Raw genomic sequence first — 16,567 nt, 5'->3', positions numbered from 1 at the left:
CACACAACCTCCCAACTGATGTATTCAATGCGCAAGTGTTACAAAACGTCTGTGCGAATGACGATTAGGGAAAAAAATACGAAACAAATATTTATGTTATTTTTTACGTAAAAGCGAAAGTTGTGACATAAGCGGGCGCGTGATTGCAAGCGTATGGTAGACTGATACCGTATCATCGCTACCTATTTTACGATTCTTGCAAAGATATATGGCTCGTTTTTACATATCCGCGTCGATAGATTTTAGGGGGGAAATGGCCGTCTTTGGCTGTTTTCGTCGCAATCTTGTGCCCGCAGGGCATAGGGGTCTTAGGGGGAAATGTGGTTACATCATGACAAAACGATATATCATTGCGATATCTGATATCCATGGTTGCTGGGACAAATTCTCCAACGCATTGAATGTCTACCAAACCGAATTCAATCCGCAGGAAGACCAACTTATTCTGCTGGGTGATTATATTGATCGCGGGCCGGATTCCCGGCGTGTGGTGCAGACGATTATGCACCTGCAGGCACAACAAGGGGCCATTGTGCTTGGTGGAAATCACGAAGATTTGTGCGTCAAAGCCAACTCGTCAACAGATCCGATTGAGCAGAACCTGGATATGCAGCGATGGATGCGAAATGGTGGGGCCCAGACGCTGGCATCGTACGAAGGGCGACAAGCTGAATTGGATCATCACATTGCCTGGATGCGAAGCCTGCCGAAGTACTACGAAACTGAACATTACATATTCACACATGCCAGTCCCAGTCCTGGCGTGCCAATGGGTGAGCAGCGTGATGTCGATATCATATGGGGTCGCCATACAGATTTGGTTGGGCTAGGGAAAATAAATGTGCACGGTCATACTCCGGTTGATGAAGTTGTGCTCATTAAAGACCAGTTGTTTATTGACACAGGAGCAGTATTTGACGGAAAGCTAAGTATTGTGGCGCTTGACGCAGAGCATCCAGAATGGCGTGTCATTGCCGAAGTGTAGTTCGGATGCAGTCAAAACAAATCGCGGCTCTTGTATTTTCTGATTTTACGAAAGCATCGCTTGAATCACTACAATAGGGGCAACTATCCAAATGTAAAGACGGGCACCTCATTTGAAGTGCCCGTCTTGCTCGATGTCGTTGGCCCGCGCAGTGAGAAATTTAAGTTTCTTGCGAATAGGAGCGATCCCTCAATTGGATCGTTCAGCCTCTTCTTTGTCAGATGGGCATCCAGGCAAGTCTTCAATCATGTCCAGTAGGTCATCGTCGTCCTCATCTTCAAAATGAACTCGCACATCGACCCTCTTCACTCGAATGCGCATATCCATCCCTCCGTGGAATGTATTATAGGTTGAAAAACTCAACAGTAAACCACGATGATGTATTGATGGCAGCATCACGCTGCATGTTTACAGCATGTCTGCCGAAAAGAGATTCACTGGCATCGAAACAGCTATGAGAAGAGATCAGTTTGAGTAGTTTTTAGAGTGGTATACAAAGTATAATCGTTCTAGACAACATATGTCGAATTACGCTACTTAGGTGTGTTTGTTCTGGAATTTAGGCTGAGTACATTGCCACTTTGGGAAGTCGCGTCCTTAAGTGTTACAGCGTCTGTTTTTTTGCTCATCTATTGGAATAGCTATTGGAAGCCGTACGCGCTAGTTTTCATGAAGTCAGCCATCTTGATGTTTGTCACCTGCATCGGTCAAAGTATATTCATGTCAGTACATGATGGGGAACAGGCGCGGTTTGTCTACAGCATCATGTTGCCGATTGTCCTCCTTGGCCAAATTGCTTTAATTGAGACATTTTTGGTGACATTCAAGTTGTCCAAACCACGTTGGTATCCTGTGCTATGGGGAGTAGGAATCACATTTCTCTCTGTCTCAATTGTCTTTCATAGAGATATCTACCCTGTTTTACAACAGGTTCCGGATGGCTATTTTTTTGCCAGTCCGCCATCGGCAGTAGGGTTTACTGTACTTAAATCTTTTGTATTTGGCAGCACTTTAATCGGTTTGGTTTATGTCGTCGTGTGTGGTTTAAAGAAAGTGTCGTCTAGAAACCGCTGGCCATACGCGCTGGTGGTTTTGCTGTACGGTCTCTGTCTCTTTAACGATTCTATCGTGCTTCAACGCCATCGAACCTTATATCCAACCACTTGGGTAGGGGCTTTGTTGCTATTCGGCATGCTATGCCGTGAAATACGGTGGCATATGCAGGACGTCTACTCACAAATCAATGTCGATAGATTGACTGGTGTATATTCGCGCAGTTATGGAGAGCTTTATTTATCAAAATTATTGGTCGAACAAGATGTGGGTATTTTTTATGCTGATATTGATGATTTCAAAGGGATAAATGATGCATTTGGACATCAGGCGGGGGATCAGGCACTGAAATTACTGGCCGATTTGGTCAGTCCGATGATGTACAAGCCAAATGCGCTTGTGCGATTAGGTGGGGATGAATTTCTTTTTATTTTTCCGAATGCCGAATCCGATGATGAATCACACCTGCATAAAGAACTTTACTCCTTGTTAGATGGCATGCTTACACTGAAAGATGAAAATGACGTCATCATCGCGACTCTGCAGGTGAGTTTTGGCTGGGCGCACGCCAAACGAGGGTCATCCTGGATTGAGGTGATTCATCGTGCTGATTTATCCATGTATCAGCAGAAGGGAGCAAAGAAGAACGGGACGAGGCATCGGTAAATGTCAATGATATTGATAATTTGTCGATCACAATTCTGATTCATCATTGACAATCGGCGCGGTAGGGCAACCTGCCGCATGGCCAGCAGCATCGACTCAACTTTCCTAATTGTCGAAAAATAATCCACAGAACACACAGACGGCTGTGGATAAGTCTTACATTATTTGCGCCTGCGCCATAAAAAATGGCTCACCAGGTTTACTCTTAAGAGCGACATGGTGAGCGCTGTGAGGATATTGTAGCATGTTCGACTATTTTAGACGTGTGATTGTCGGTGTTTTTTTAGGTGAAGTTGGTGGAGTTGGGCGATTTCCCAAAGCGGCCTCTAAGTCTTGTGTGACCTGTTTCAATGCGCTGTAGCAGTCTTCCATCGAAACGGAAGAATCCCATATGACTTCACAATGACCATCTTCGTAGACAATCACATTGGTCACGTATCGAATATCACTCATACGTATCCTCTCCTTTGTGTATCGCAAGTAATTGGTGTTTATCTCCTGCGCAAATCAGCCCACCATCATTTTAATGATTTAAATCTAAAATCTCCACTTCCCAATTTGACATCTTCAATCGGATTTCGATATTCGGCAGTTAAAATTCACTTCACAACATCACTAGTAAATATGCAGCTCCCACTTTGTGGGGGCACTTTTTTTGTATCGAATATTTTATTTAACGAATTATTCATGCAAAACAGGCCAACCTACCTGGAACAATAATTTTTAGGTAGGGATTACGCAGTGACCATTTGGTCAATTAGATGCTTTCTAACCAGAAAACAAAAATTGATATTCGGATTGATTTTGGTCATCACATTCCCTTTGCTGACAGGCTGCTGGGATCGATTGGAGATTGAGGAACGGGGCGTGATTCTTGGATTGGCTGTTGATCCAATGGACAGTGAGCCACCATTAGGGATAACAGGCCCCAATGCCAAAAGCGATTCACCGGGTTACCGACTTACTGCACAAATCGGCATACCTGGTCGTATTCCTTTGGGACCAGGTGAAAGCAGCAGTGGTGGCAGTTCGCAACGCCCAGTTTGGGTTGTAGGTACAACAGGTAAAACAATAGACGATGCTATGAATAAACTGCAACAACAGTTGGCTGACAAGATTTTTCTCGGTCAACTACGTGTGATTACCGTAAATCAAAAAATTGCCGGTTCATCGGGAATGCGTGACATTCAGGATTTTTTTCGTAGAAATGCGGAAATTAGACGGCTTTGCTGGCTGCTCATATCTGATGGAGAAGCAAGAGAAGCGATGGAGGCAGCTCCTAAATTAGAACGAGTTCCTACATTATACTTGGTTGGTACAATGGAGCACGCAGTAGCACTCGGTAAAATGCCAAATGTATTTTTGGGAAATTATTGGACAGCGCTTTCAGCAAAGGGGCAAGATCCGGTTCTTCCATTCATTAAAGTGATTGGGTCAGCGAGAGATCAAATTGAAACAGAAGGATTGGCCGTGTTTAACGGAGACCATATGGTTGGTGTGCTTGACGCCACTGAGACAATACAATTTATGGAGATCAGAAATGTACATAAAGCAGGCTATGGAACAGCGTATCCGATGCCAGGAGATCCACAGCATAGTGTGATCGTTACATCAATATCACGCAGAACAAAAACTAAATGCCAGATGATAAATGGCCGCCCTTCGTTCGATGTATACACTGTTGTTCCGTGTAGAATTGAAGAAAAGACAGGAAAAGATTTGCTCAATAATGCTGCAATTATCAATCAAATCGAAGACGAGGATTCAAAAGCGCTCACGGATGGTCAAATGAAACTTGTTAAAAAACTGCAGAAACTTCATGCTGATATATTTGGTTTTGGAGAATTTGTACGAGGTGAACACTCGCACTATTGGAAGAATGAGATAAAAGAATCACACGATAAATGGGATGAGCAATTCTCTAAAATGCCATTTCAAGCACATGTGAAAGTCTATATCCAGCGCATGGGAATGGCCGCAAAATAAGAATTGGGGATAAGTGGTAGGGGATGCGGTGTTCAGTTCAACGATCCGTATTTTGAGTAATTTTTTATTTATGGGAAAATTGAATGTGTCCGACACTTGAGACCGAGGAAACTTGTCCTCGGTCTTTTGCTTTTTAGCAGTCTAATACCCTCGTGTTTCCTGTATGTCTCAGAGTCGATTTTCTAATGTTATTTGTAACCAAAGTCGCGAAGTGCCGTCCCTGCGATCTTGTTAAAAGTCTCTATGTCCTGCTGTTCAAAATGGATTTTCCAGTCACCGATAACACCTTTTCTAAATGTGCCACAAAAACGAGGGTCAACATTTGCTTCCATGCTGCTGACTATCATGCTCATGGTTTTCTTATCCCAAGTTCCATCATCCAAATAATTGGCAATTGACTTGAAGGCTTGGGTTCTTGATTCTTGAGTCTCTACAAGCTGCTCATATCTTACTACAAGTGTATTTGAATCATTTAACCACCCAGAAAACGGGGAGATCCACGTTTTGAAGTCCGGGTAATAAAAATCACCATCTTGGATCCCCGTCATCAGCAATCGTATCTGTTCAATGGGCGTTGAAGCATGTGTAATCAGGTATGTGCGCAATTGATTCATAGTGTGGTATTGAGGTTTATCGACGATAAAGTAACAAAGTGAAACAAGGATATCGCGCAAATCGCGAATGATAAAAATCTGTTTCATTTGCAGACGTCGCAACATACGTGACCATTCTTCAGAGTAGTAAATGTGTCCTACAGCGAAATTACCATTGCGCACTTTCCCTAACCGATAGAAGTTCATAGGGTATTCATATGAATTAAAAAAAGTAGCTGTAGGTTCATGTTTTAGGCCTGGAACACCAGATAGGGCTTGAATGAGCAAATTTGTTCCGCTTTTTGGGATCGAGTTTAAAAATACAGGTTTGAGTGGAGTCGGTTTATGCGTGTTGAAAATCATCATTCCACCTGGTTTCTCAAGTATTGATCACAGTAAGTAAATGGTTCTGGATAAGTTCGTTGTTCTTCTTTGGAGTCTTATCATTTGCATCAGAAATCGTGAATAATTGCTCGTCTCCTTTTGTTGATAGTGATTCAACATATGTAGACGAACATTAGGGGGAAACGGCATTTGTCTGTCACTCCACTTTTTGGCGCATAAAGGGTTTCCTTGCAGCCTACGAATTTCCGCTTGTATCAGTATCTGCTGCAGGGTGTAATGAATAGGATATAAATGGGTTATCAAGGCAGGGCGAATTGAAAGGGCAAGCGGCTTTTTAGGGAGTGACTTAAGTAATGAAAAATAAAGTATCTATTGTGATTCCTTTTTATAACTGCCGATTTATAAATGAAGCCATAGAGAGTGCGCTTGAACAGACGTATAAAAATATAGAAGTTGTTATCGTGGATGATGGATCAACAATGCATCTAGACAAAGTTCGCCCGTATGTTCATTTGTCAAAAGTTCGATATGTGTACAAACCGAATGGAGGTACAGCTACAGCGCTTAATCGTGGAATTGCTGTGTCTAAAGGCGAGTATTTTGTATGGTTAAGTGCAGATGATGTTATCGTCCGAGATAAAGTCGAAAAACAGTTGAATTTTATGCTCGAACGTAATGCTTATTTTAGCTATACTGCGTATTTCCATATCAATGAACACACACAAATCGTAGGGGAGCCAATTATTCAAAGGTTCCAAACTAAAATTAGTTTCGTGCGAACAATGCTTTCGGGTTGTCCGATAAATGGTTCATCGGTCATGATTCGTATGAATGTATTTAGTTCTATTGGGTGTTTTGATGAATTACTTCTGTATACCCATGACTATGACTTATGGCTTAGAATGCTGCCTCATTATGAACTCTATTACTTAGATGAACCGCTCACCTTATACCGTCTTCATGATGGTATGGGTACCAAGACTCATCAATTAGAAATTCCACCTGAGATCACCTATGTGCAACAAAGGCGTAAAGCTGCGATTGAGGCCCTGATTGAGAGGGGAGAAATTGTATGAGATTTACGTTTCCCATATTAACACTGAGTCATGGGGGAGCCCAGCGCATGTTAGTGGAAATCACCAATGGGTTGGTTAAAAAGGGCCATGATGTGACGATTTTAATGCCAAAAAACGCAGAAGTGGACTACCCCTTGCAGGCCACAATGGTTAGAACAGACAGTTCAACGCTTTCGGATCGCGACTATCCATATGGTGATGTGATTGTTTCTAACTTCTATACGACCACTGAAGCTGCTGAATCTGCGAGTAAAAATGGAAAAGGAATACATGTGAGATTTAGCCTTTGTTATGAGCCCCCATTTCTAGAGGGGAACCAATATTCTTTGGATTCCTACAACAAAACGAAACATGTGATTGTTTTATCTAAGTGGCAACATGATCTGATTCAACTCATACATGGGGTGCAGTCTCATATTGTTCCCATTGGAGTAAACGATGTATTTCGAAATCTTAACATACGCAGTTCACTATCCCCTGCCGTCCGAATTTCAGCTACTATTCGCAGACCTGAAGGAGGATTTTCGTCTCACAGAGAGCAGCCTTACTTGCTAAATGAATTAAGATTTATTAAACAGGCATATCCATTTGTTCAAATCAATTTGTTTTGTCCGCCGCGTGAGTTTTACATGTCTCCATATCTTCAAGCGCTTAGTGAAAGTGGTGAGTTTCGGTTTATTACCCCTGGGGACGATTCAGAAATGTGCTATCACTATAATGAAGCAGATATCTTCATCAGTTCATCTTCATATGATGCAGGCTCTCTTCCTGGATTAGAGGCGATGAGATGTGGTGCTGCTCTTGCAACGATTTATTCTGGAGGTAACGCGGATTATTGCCGACCAGAAAAAAATTGCCTGATGTCGTTTCGCTATGAAGGTCGGCTCGCTCAAGACATCGCTCGATTAATTGAAAATCCTAAATTGAGGAAAAAATTAGCATATCAGGGCCAGAGAGATTCATTGTCATGGACTTGGAGTCGAAGTGTCATCGCTTTTGAAAAAGCAATTAAACATATTATGAAGGAGAAGTAACGGAATAAAGAATGGACATGCTCCGATAGATCATTCTTATGTACAGATTAGAGCATGCGAGTGGGCGGCTTTGTTTGATTTCGCTCCACTCATTTTGCGTCAAGCGGGTGTGGCAAGATGATTGCTGTAAACATCCGTAAATTAACATCGGATTGGTAGTCGGTCTGTCATAGATGCAAGAAACAGACAGGGATTTAACGTCACAGGGCAAATATACCATCATACTATGCCAGCGAAGGGTTGTTGCACAAGCTAATTGTAATGAGCGGAGCGGGCGTCGGACACTCCGACGCCCGTGTAACAGGTCATTCGAAGGAGTTACAGAATGGTTGATCCGTGCTTGGGAAATTGAAACTCCTAAGCTTAATATGAATAGACCGCCATGCGTGATGCATCCCGCACCAGCGGAACCATGAAAATGCCAGTCAATCGGAGCACCGCGGATGGCGCAGCGCCAAGGTGTTGTATGATTTTTGGGATAGGGTGTATTTATCAAACGGCTCGCGTGACATTATTGTTTGGCGCTTGCTTTCCAAGAATTGTTGTAATCGTTTTTCGAATATACGGAATGAGCAAATAGTCGAAACCGATGAATCCGGAATTGAATCCAGCGACAATTATAAACATACCACATAAGATGTCCACAGGATTAGTGGATACGCTGCCTGCAAACATATACATAAAGTTCATCAAGATGCCAAAGCAGGCGGCAGTCGTCGTCAGCACACCAAGCATAAGTCCCAGTCCAACGAAAAATTCGCCCCATGGAATCAGGAAGTTAAAAACGCCTATATGGGGAATCGCGAATCCGCTGAGAAAAGAGTTATACCATGGATATACCGCGTGTTTTTCAGGGTTCAGGACAGGATGTTTGACGCTATTGATGAGAAACCCTGCTGCATTAAACGATTTTGTAGCAGTTAATTTGCTCCAACCGGCATGAAGAAAAGTCCAACCAAGATAAATTCGAAGTGCCGCTAATATGACGGATGCATATCTACTTGATCTCAACCATCTGATGAACACAAACTTCATCTCCTTTTCAACATGACTAATTTAGTCAGCTTTCGAGTGATTGTATCATTAGTCAATACAAACATAAATAGTTAAGTTGCTCTAATTATATGATGAATATTCCACAGGTGTTGTTTAGGCGACTTCATAAATCATCGTCTTCTAAGTTGTTGGACGCAGTTCGAAAAACACGCCAGTTGCGTTGAAAAAAGTGTCGCAGTGCGGATTCTCAGATAATGAGGGCGTCTATCCTTTTATTGTGGATAACTTTATCGGTCATTTGGACTTAGGTCATGATTCATAGTAATGTTTCTCAAAAATGTGGCTCAACAGAATGAGTTTGGAACGAGGTTAGTGAACTTCCCATATAAGCGAGTAACAAGATAGTTACAGAGGGGCGCGGTTTCCCTTGATTAGAAAAAGGATTAGAAAAATATCTGCAGGAAAGAAAATGGACACCTCACTGGGTGTCCATTTTCCTTGAAATGACTGGCGGAGAGAGTGGGATTCGAACCCACGGTGCCCTTGCAGACACGGCGGTTTTCAAGACCGCTGCCTTCAACCACTCGACCATCTCTCCACATACTGGAGCGGAAGACGGGATTCGAACCCGCGACCCTCGCCTTGGCAAGGCGATGCTCTACCCCTGAGCCACTTCCGCATACACACGAGATATTGAAATGATGCGTAGACTACTATATAGCATCATGTGTGATGTTGTCAATAAGGTTTTTGAATTTAGATCTTCATCATACGTTTTATATACTGCAGGATGTAACAAAAAGTACAATTAACTCGTCAAATTCATGAAGTCATCGGGCGCTTGAGGGAGAATTCCTTAAGTAGGGAAAAACGAGCAGTCGCATGGATGAATAGCGTATTGCAATCGCGTTTTACAAAATGGCTGTTTGACTTCAAATCCACGTGGTGTTGAACTTCATCTTAAAACACGATATATCTTGCCGTACGACAACGCATAACATATTCTGTGAAGCGCCGATATCACAGTGAGGGCTTACATTTGAATTCTCTATTCTTGCTGTCGAAAGCTGTCACATTTATGGACTTGGCTTCGTCATATGAAATAAGGAATACAATTTTGAAAGGGCAGAATGCACATGGACGACGACGTAACGAGATGTTTTGGCAACAGAGAATTTACAGCAGCGAACGAAGTAACCAGAGGGCGACGAATGACCCAAATGGTAAATGTTCATTGGACGGGATGGGGGTACAGACATGCCTAAGCCGGTTAAGGGAAACGGTCGTTACATGGCAGGGATAGATGGGTTGCGCGCACTGGCGGTTCTCGCTGTCATCGCCTATCATCTCAATCTGGCCTGGACACCTGGCGGACTGCTCGGCGTAGGGGTGTTTTTTGTACTGTCCGGGTATCTCATTACGGATATTCTTGTTGGTCAATGGAAGCGAAACAAGCGCATTGATTTCAAGGATTTCTGGATGCGACGAGCCCGCCGCCTTCTTCCTGCGATGTTCATAATGCTCGTAGTGGTCGTGGCATGGGTAGCATTGTTTGATAGAGCACAAATTGTTTCATTGCGAGAAGACGCGCTGGCAGCAATCCTATACGTAAGCAACTGGTGGTTCATTTTTCACAAGGTATCATATTTCGCCAGTTTTGGACCTCCATCTCCACTTGGGCATCTTTGGTCGTTGGCCGTAGAAGAACAATTTTACCTGATTTGGCCCCTGGTGCTTGCTTTTGGGCTCCGCTTTGCGCCTCGACGAGGGCAGTTGATTGGGATCACGCTTGCGGGAGCAACTGCTTCAGCGCTGGCCATGGCTATGATTTATCAACCAGGTGCTGACCCAAGCCGGGTCTATTATGGGACAGACACAAGGGCTTTCTCGCTATTGATTGGAGCAGCGCTGGCGTTGGTCTGGCCGAGTCGGCAATTATCGGCCACCATTTCGTACTGGTCGCGTTTGTTTCTTGATTTGCTGGGCAGCATAGGGTTACTTTCAATCTTCTTTATGATTTGGAGTTTTAACGAGTATAATACTTTTCTTTACCGCGGTGGCATGGTGTTGTTGTCTATAGCTGCTGCGGTGGTGGTCGCAACACTTGCGCACCCGGCGAGTGGTTTAAGTAAAGTGCTAGGCTGCAAGCCTCTGCGTTGGCTTGGCGTGCGCTCCTATGGTATCTATCTTTGGCATTATCCCGTCATTGTGCTAACTAGTCCTACCGTGGACACAGGCGGTTTTGATGTGACGCGCGCCGTCTTTCAAGTGGCTGCAAGCATCGCGCTTGCTGCGCTATCTTGGCGATTTGTCGAAGAGCCTATTCGTCATGGTGCACTGGGGAAGTTGTGGACGCAGTTGCGCATCTCCATGTCGCGAAAAGGACCAGTGACAAACGGTCTTTGGATCACCTCTGTGAGTGCATTGCTTGTGCTTAGTGTGTTCTGTGTTGGTATGGCCGTGAAGACGCCCGCCGCCACTTCGGGCTCAGGGAGTCAAGATAGAAGCATCACATTGACCACAACCGTTACCACTGATCACAAGGGAAGTCGAGCCACAACGCCCAACGAAAATTCAAACGGGAAGCACATATCCGGGAAACAGGGGACTTCGACAGTCAAGACTTCTCCGGGTACAGATACGAGCCAGAACAGCCCAACGGCGGGAACTGGTAACGCAACAGGAACAGGAACAGGCAGCACATCGGGAACGGGCAATACGACAGGGACGGGAAGCACATCGGGGGTATCTGTGAAATCAGGCGAAGGCGTGACTGCAATTGGTGACTCAGTCATGATTGACGCTGCTCCATATTTGGAAAAGTTGTTGCCGGGCATTGTGGTGGATGGCGAAGTTGGGCGTCAAATGTCGCAAGCGCCTGCAGTGATAAACCAACTTCGATCAGAAGGTAAGTTGGGGGATCGCATCATCATTGAGTTAGGCACGAACGGGGATTTCACAAAAGATCAATTGACTGCATTATTGCAATCGCTGGGGTCGGTAAAGCAGATTGTGTTGGTGAACACGCGCGTCCCGCGCCCATGGCAGGATGTGGTCAATTCAACCCTGGCGGAGGTCGCTGCATCTTTTCCGCACACGACACTTGTCAATTGGTACAACGCCAGCGCCGGGAAGAATTCGCTTTTTTATTCTGATGGTGTTCATCTTCAGCCTGATGGTGCTCAGTTCTATGCGTCGTTGTTGGCAAAAGCCATCAATTAGAATCACGTGGATGTTGTCAAATCGAGCGCATTAAATGTTCGATCACTATGCGCGATCCAGTAAAAAATATGAAGAGCGCTACGAAGATCATCGAATAGATTCTGTATTTAAAATACCTGCTCCGGCGGGTATTTATTTTGGCTAACTTTTATGAAACAAATCTGCGCTCGTCTACGTCTAAATGATAAATGGATCACAGAGAGGAAGTAGACAACATGGATAGAATTCATTTGAATGACTTTGCTTGGGCGGCAATAGGAACGGCGCTTACGATGTGTGTGTTGACTGGGTTGGTTACAATATTAGGATTCAATACACTCTGAAGTAGACAAAAGGCGCCTTGCAACGATAATGCAAAAGGCGCCTTGATTATGAAGTTCACTATCGGAATGAGCGTCTGCTGGAAACCCCAAATTCCTCATTTTGTTTCAATAGGCATGTGCGATTTTATGCATTAGTGGATGTCGCGTTTTTTAAATCGACCACCACGAACTTCTGCGATTGAGCCGATGGCCAAGAATGCTTCGGAATCGATTTCTTCAACAAGAGATTTCAATTTTGCTTCTTCTAAACGCGAAATGACGCTGAAAACAATTTTTTTGTCGTCTCCTGTAAAGGCGCCTTCTCCGTTGAGATATGTCACACCACGCCCAAGACGACTCAACATCGCTTCGCCAATTTCACGGTATTTGTCACTGATAACCCAGATTGATTTGGTTTCTTCAAAACCGTTGATGGTCACATCAATCATTTTAAAGGCAATAAAATAAGCAATCAGGGAGTACATGGCGTGGTTCCAACCGAAAACAAATCCCGCACTACCGAGGATGAAGATGTTAAAAAACATCACTACCTGCCCAACAGACCAAGGTGATTTTTTGTTGACAAGCACTGCGATGACCTCTGTACCGTCTGAGGACCCTCCGTTTCGCACGACAAGACCGACGCCGATGCCAACAGTAATACCACCAAATACCGCAGCGAGCAACGGATCGTTTGTCACGTCTGGGATGGGACCTAAAATGGTAGAAGCGATAGACAACACGATAATCGCAAACAGCGTTGAAAAAGCAAATGTTTTTCCGATTTGACGATAGCCAAAAATCAAAAACGGAACGTTCAGCACAAACAGGAAGATACCTAACTTGAATCCTGTGAGGTGTGCTAAAATAATTGAAATTCCCGTGATGCCTCCATCAATGATATGATTGGGGACAAGAAACTCCTCTAAGCCAGTTGCAATCAGAATGGCGCCTATCAGAATAAATGCGGCACGTTGTAATAACTTCCACTTCGAAGTTCTTTTGGGGTTTGTCTTTATGGGTTCGCTCCTGTAATGTGTATCCGTAAATTGTTCTTGCATTTCTTTCCCCCTGTCTTTGGAAGTATCCGTCTCTGTGGTACTGCATGTGTCATGTTGAGTGGACAACCTGCTGTTGGAAATTGGGGTGGGTGGTGTATTTATATTATATCATAAAGCCGATTATATAAGTAGGCATTGAGTATTTATAACATCGATGTTGGTCATGATGCACTGTTTGCGGTGTGATCAAGTACAGTACATATTTTGTGCGGCTAGTTTCAAGGCCAAACATAAAATGATTTGGAAAATGAAACAATATCACGTGCAAATCCGATTTGAAGGATGGCTTATCATGCACATGAAAACAGAGGGCACACGATTGAAATCAATTAAAAATGCGGAAACTCATCTGCTCGTCAAACACGCACGTCATAAATGGTTAAGCTTAATTATCACGTCATTGACATTATGCATTTTCACCGGTTTGGTCATCGTTTTTTTTCACGAAGATCGCTCTAATGCTTTGACGCGACTCATTCAATCAACGGGCGTACTCGGTGTTTTGATGGCCATCCTTCTGATGGCGATTCTGAGTACGCTCCCAGTTCCATCCGAGTTTTTGATGATTGTGATTATGAAAATATTCGGCACCTGGTGGGGGATTTTCTTCAGTTGGTCAGGCACGATGATCGCTGCGATTGTCACGTTTTTGCTTGCTCGTCATTTCGGCAGTCGTTTGTTGCGCATATTTGTGTCCGAGAAGCGATATCAACAAATATCGAATTGGATCGGCGACAGAGGCGTACTGGGGTTGTTGCTAGTGCGCGTTATTCCGTTGCCGTTTATCGTCGTCAATTACACGGCGGGCATATCGAAATCGGTTCGATTGTGGAATTATATTTGGACGTCGGCTGTCGGGGGGATTCCATACTACGTCGGAGCGGCGTTGGTTTTCCTTGGAGTATCAAAAAAGTACATGGTTTGGCTGGTGATCGGCGGGGTTGCGTTGCTCGTTGTTTGGATTGCCGGCTATTTCTTTAATCGTCACGTTCAAATATTGAAACGATGGGCGCACTAGATCTGGGCTTCAGGCAGGTGGACGATGCGTCGATTCCCCGTTGCAGCGATTTTGCTATGGTGTAACATATATGCTTGTGGACTTGTATCTGGATAGAGCATGGATAGTGTAAATACCGAACAAGTCATGAAAAACAACACGAGGTGGATATGAAGTATGTCAATGGTGGAAAAGGATATGCTCACGGAAGAACAGGAGCAAACGCTGCGTCTAAAAATTGAAGAAAAGGTACTTCGTTATTTCCAAAATAAAGAGATTGCCAAAGAACGGCGAGAAGAAAACAATTTGATCTTCGAAGAACTAGAAGAGCTATTTCAAGGGAGTAATGAGGAAGAAGTCATCATTTCACTGCCTAATGGAGAGAATGCAATTCTCGCACCGCAATTTCGCGAGAAAGAGGTGCTGGATAAGGACTTACTCGCTGAGGAACTTCAGGTGGCGAAGGATGAATTGAAAACGCCGTTTGACTTTTGTATGTTTACGGCGCAGGGAAAACTGACGCCTGCCATGATTACAAAGCACACCACCGTTGAGCGTGAGGTAAAGTTGAAAATCAGCAAACGCAAGCGCACGAGTAAACGTAGAAAAGCGAAAGTTGAACCGGAATTGCCACAGGCAACGGAGTAAAAATCGCTAGCAACCCAAGTGAACATTTCAAGAGGCAAGGAAGTAGGGCATTTTTTCGTGTGTCTGGCAACAACGTAGCGGTGATGGGGGAAGCTCACACCGATTCTTTGTAGGTAAATTCATACGGTTCGCCCGAGCTTAGACCCTTCAACAGGAGACACGCCAATGTGCGTGTCTCCTGTTGTTTCAACGTGTCTGCAGGGCTTGGCGCTTGAACAGTTCATCACAGCCGACTGGCGGTGTGAGGGCAGTTTGCGTGATCATGTCACCTATGGCGTGATCGAACTTTACTGAAGCGATGTTGTCTGGAGCGGCTGTCAGATGATCGTGCAGCGCTTGTAAATCAGGACATGCCCCTGCTTGCTGCGCGTCGTAGAACAGGACATACGGCGTGGTCGATTCTGCAGCAATGCGCCGGGCTGCTGTATGGGCGTCCTCTGCGACGGGGAGAATGGCAACACGTGGGTCTGAAATGCTGCTCAGCGTGGCACGAGCTTGTTCGTCTCCTGTTCCGTCGATAATCCACACTTCGAAATTGCTGTAGTATTGCTCATACAATGCTTCCAATCGTTGCATCACGGTGTCAGTGACTTGTGAAACAGGGACGATGATTGTTGTTTGAACAGGAATTCCTTTGCGCGCCAGCGCTTCTTTTTTTGTCAGTTGGAACGCGTAGTGCCAGCGTCTGTGTTGTTCCGGAGAAGAAGAGAGCGTTTTGGAAATACTGTAATCCGATGCGACGCGATAACCCATTAGTTCCTCATGGACGTAGGCGATGCCACAATGGTCTGTCAAGCGTAGCCAATAATCATAATCTTCAACAGGTTCAAGTCTATATGGTCCGATTTTGTCTGCATAACGTCGTTTGTACATGAAAGAGGTGCCAATAAAACAGATGGTTGGCAAATTTTCAACAGGTTGATCTTGCCATATGCCAAAACCGGTTTGCACTTCTTTATCATATATGGCCTCACCCTTGGTGCCAATGTGTTTAAAAGTGCTGTACGCGAGTCCAACTTTTGCAGGGGAGTGACGCAATTTGCGCCGCAGTTTGCGCAGGTAATCCGGATAATAGATGTTATCGCTTGAAACCCAGGTCAGGTAGCGTATATGTTTCCGCCGTGAAAGTGAGCGGAACCCTCGATTGAGTGCGGCAGCCACGCCTTTGTTTTTTTGTACAATGATACGCACGCGCGGATCTCTTTTTACTTCCCGCCGCACCAACTTCTCAATATGTTTGGGAGCGCCATCAATCACAATCACCAATTTAAAATATTTGTATTTTTGTTTTAAAATAGAATGAATAGCTTTTCTGACATATGATCGCTTTTGTTTGTAGATAGGCAGCACAATGCCCACGTCTCGTATATGCGACATCTTTCCCCCTCCTTGAACTTGGAAACCTTATACATAAAGTCGTTTCGAAACCCTTGTCGTAGCATATTGTCTTTTCATCGTGAATGTACGGGCTTTGTTTCACACTCCTGTAAATAATCCGATGCCTTTGCGTGCGCCATCCGCGATGCTCCGATTGACTGGTATTTTCATGATGCTGCTGGTGTGGGCGCTATGACGCTTAGCGTTTTAAGGCGTTTATACCGTG

The 16,567-nt window shown here is 44.4% G+C and carries 14 protein-coding genes and 2 tRNA genes; 8 read left to right on the top strand and 8 right to left on the bottom strand.

Features of this window, described 5'->3' with window-relative positions:
* The first annotated feature begins 331 nt into the window (after positions 1-331).
* Positions 332-985: a metallophosphoesterase gene (locus ACFSB2_RS22600; protein ID WP_377945347.1), complete on the top strand. Its 654-nt coding sequence runs from the start codon at positions 332-334 to the stop codon at positions 983-985.
* 189 nt (positions 986-1,174) lie between these two features.
* Here ACFSB2_RS22600 and ACFSB2_RS22595 read toward each other — a convergent pair whose 3' ends face one another.
* Positions 1,175-1,306 (bottom strand): hypothetical protein, encoded by a 132-nt coding sequence (locus ACFSB2_RS22595; RefSeq protein WP_377945346.1) that lies wholly within the window; start codon positions 1,304-1,306, stop codon positions 1,175-1,177.
* A 348-nt stretch (positions 1,307-1,654) separates the two neighbouring features.
* Between ACFSB2_RS22595 and ACFSB2_RS22590 the strand changes: the two genes are divergently transcribed.
* Entirely contained in the window at positions 1,655-2,704 is a 1,050-nt protein-coding gene (locus ACFSB2_RS22590) for a GGDEF domain-containing protein (RefSeq protein ID WP_377945345.1), read from the top strand.
* A gap of 252 nt (positions 2,705-2,956) precedes the next feature.
* Here ACFSB2_RS22590 and ACFSB2_RS22585 read toward each other — a convergent pair whose 3' ends face one another.
* Positions 2,957-3,157 (bottom strand): hypothetical protein, encoded by a 201-nt coding sequence (locus ACFSB2_RS22585; RefSeq protein ID WP_377945344.1) that lies wholly within the window; start codon positions 3,155-3,157, stop codon positions 2,957-2,959.
* A 288-nt stretch (positions 3,158-3,445) separates the two neighbouring features.
* Between ACFSB2_RS22585 and ACFSB2_RS22580 the strand changes: the two genes are divergently transcribed.
* Positions 3,446-4,690: a Ger(x)C family spore germination protein gene (locus tag ACFSB2_RS22580; protein ID WP_377945343.1), complete on the top strand. Its 1,245-nt coding sequence runs from the start codon at positions 3,446-3,448 to the stop codon at positions 4,688-4,690.
* A gap of 188 nt (positions 4,691-4,878) precedes the next feature.
* On the opposite strand, the gene ACFSB2_RS22575 is transcribed toward ACFSB2_RS22580, so the two are convergent.
* The gene (locus ACFSB2_RS22575; protein ID WP_377945342.1) at positions 4,879-5,646 is read right to left on the bottom strand and encodes a sulfotransferase domain-containing protein; all 768 of its coding nucleotides are present in this window, start codon (positions 5,644-5,646) and stop codon (positions 4,879-4,881) included.
* A 335-nt stretch (positions 5,647-5,981) separates the two neighbouring features.
* Between ACFSB2_RS22575 and ACFSB2_RS22570 the strand changes: the two genes are divergently transcribed.
* Entirely contained in the window at positions 5,982-6,704 is a 723-nt protein-coding gene (locus tag ACFSB2_RS22570; protein ID WP_377945341.1) for a glycosyltransferase, read from the top strand.
* 47 nt (positions 6,705-6,751) lie between these two features.
* Complete coding sequence (locus tag ACFSB2_RS22565) at positions 6,752-7,738, top strand: glycosyltransferase family 4 protein (RefSeq protein ID WP_377945340.1); 987 nt, start codon at positions 6,752-6,754, stop codon at positions 7,736-7,738.
* Positions 7,739-8,230: 492 nt separating this feature from the next.
* Here the strand turns inward: ACFSB2_RS22565 and ACFSB2_RS22560 are convergent, their stop codons facing one another.
* The 3 genes from ACFSB2_RS22560 to ACFSB2_RS22550 all read right to left on the bottom strand — a co-directional run bounded on the left by ACFSB2_RS22560 (position 8,231) and on the right by ACFSB2_RS22550 (position 9,413).
* Positions 8,231-8,764: a DoxX family protein gene (locus tag ACFSB2_RS22560; RefSeq protein WP_377945339.1), complete on the bottom strand. Its 534-nt coding sequence runs from the start codon at positions 8,762-8,764 to the stop codon at positions 8,231-8,233.
* A 478-nt stretch (positions 8,765-9,242) separates the two neighbouring features.
* Positions 9,243-9,332 (bottom strand) — tRNA-Ser (locus tag ACFSB2_RS22555).
* 6 nt (positions 9,333-9,338) lie between these two features.
* A tRNA-Gly gene (locus ACFSB2_RS22550) sits at positions 9,339-9,413 on the bottom strand.
* A 578-nt stretch (positions 9,414-9,991) separates the two neighbouring features.
* Here ACFSB2_RS22550 and ACFSB2_RS22545 point away from each other — a divergent pair.
* Positions 9,992-11,956 carry an acyltransferase family protein gene (locus tag ACFSB2_RS22545; RefSeq protein ID WP_377945338.1) on the top strand — a complete coding sequence of 655 codons (1,965 nt, stop codon included), beginning with the start codon at positions 9,992-9,994 and terminating at the stop codon, positions 11,954-11,956.
* A gap of 454 nt (positions 11,957-12,410) precedes the next feature.
* Here the strand turns inward: ACFSB2_RS22545 and ACFSB2_RS22540 are convergent, their stop codons facing one another.
* On the bottom strand, positions 12,411-13,319 hold the full coding sequence (locus ACFSB2_RS22540) for a YitT family protein (protein WP_377945337.1): 909 nt from the start codon (positions 13,317-13,319) through the stop codon (positions 12,411-12,413).
* Between the two features lie 292 nt (positions 13,320-13,611).
* Here ACFSB2_RS22540 and ACFSB2_RS22535 point away from each other — a divergent pair, with 292 nt between their 5' ends.
* Together ACFSB2_RS22535 and ACFSB2_RS22530 are read left to right on the top strand one after the other, a co-directional pair.
* Positions 13,612-14,337 carry a TVP38/TMEM64 family protein gene (locus ACFSB2_RS22535; protein WP_377945336.1) on the top strand — a complete coding sequence of 242 codons (726 nt, stop codon included), beginning with the start codon at positions 13,612-13,614 and terminating at the stop codon, positions 14,335-14,337.
* A gap of 156 nt (positions 14,338-14,493) precedes the next feature.
* Complete coding sequence (locus tag ACFSB2_RS22530) at positions 14,494-14,964, top strand: hypothetical protein (RefSeq protein ID WP_377945335.1); 471 nt, start codon at positions 14,494-14,496, stop codon at positions 14,962-14,964.
* Between the two features lie 186 nt (positions 14,965-15,150).
* Here ACFSB2_RS22530 and ACFSB2_RS22525 read toward each other — a convergent pair whose 3' ends face one another.
* The gene (locus ACFSB2_RS22525) at positions 15,151-16,341 is read right to left on the bottom strand and encodes a glycosyltransferase (RefSeq protein WP_377945334.1); all 1,191 of its coding nucleotides are present in this window, start codon (positions 16,339-16,341) and stop codon (positions 15,151-15,153) included.
* Positions 16,342-16,567: the final 226 nt, after the last annotated feature.

This window comes from Alicyclobacillus fodiniaquatilis, from assembly GCF_042678105.1.
In the GTDB taxonomy this organism is placed as follows: domain Bacteria; phylum Bacillota; class Bacilli; order Alicyclobacillales; family Alicyclobacillaceae; genus Alicyclobacillus; species Alicyclobacillus fodiniaquatilis.
The sequence above is the reverse complement of the archived record's forward strand: the minus strand, read 5'-3'. Positions and strand labels throughout refer to the sequence as shown.